Origin of the sequence: Dyella japonica DSM 16301, assembly GCF_001010355.1 — a bacterium.
GTDB classification, from domain to species: Bacteria; Pseudomonadota; Gammaproteobacteria; order Xanthomonadales; family Rhodanobacteraceae; genus Dyella; species Dyella japonica.
Window position 1 is genome coordinate 1 of sequence record NZ_JPLA01000178.1, and the last position, 396, is coordinate 396.

The 396-nt window shown below is 39.6% G+C and carries 1 protein-coding gene; it reads left to right on the top strand.

All coding sequences use genetic code 11. The features are described from left to right. Nucleotides 1-251 (top strand): hypothetical protein (locus tag Y882_RS20435; protein ID WP_046973441.1); only part of this gene is annotated, 251 nt, incomplete at its 5' end. Nucleotides 252-396 lie beyond the last annotated feature (145 nt).

Sequence of the window (396 nt, forward strand, 5' to 3'; positions counted from 1 at the left end):
ATATTCCCACCTTCCAGTTGGGGTTAGGTGGTCTTAATGCACTGGGTAATATCTATGGTGCATTACAGGCTAACAAGTTAGCTAAGAATCAGTTCTCTTTTGCTAAAGATGTTACTAACACTAATCTGAATAACCAGATTAAGTCCTATAACACTGCTCTGGAAGACCGTGCTCGTAGTCGTGCTGTTGCAGAAAATCGTGACCAATCTACGGCTGATGCTTACATTGCAGCCAATCGCTTAACTCGTTAAGAGGTATCACATGGCTCAGTGAGATTTGGGTATTGTTTAGTTAGTATGTGCCAATATTAGGAGAACAACTATGAAACAATACCAAAACTCAAATATTAACGTTCAGTGGAAACCTGCTCATATGGTTAACTCTGGTTGTAAGTTT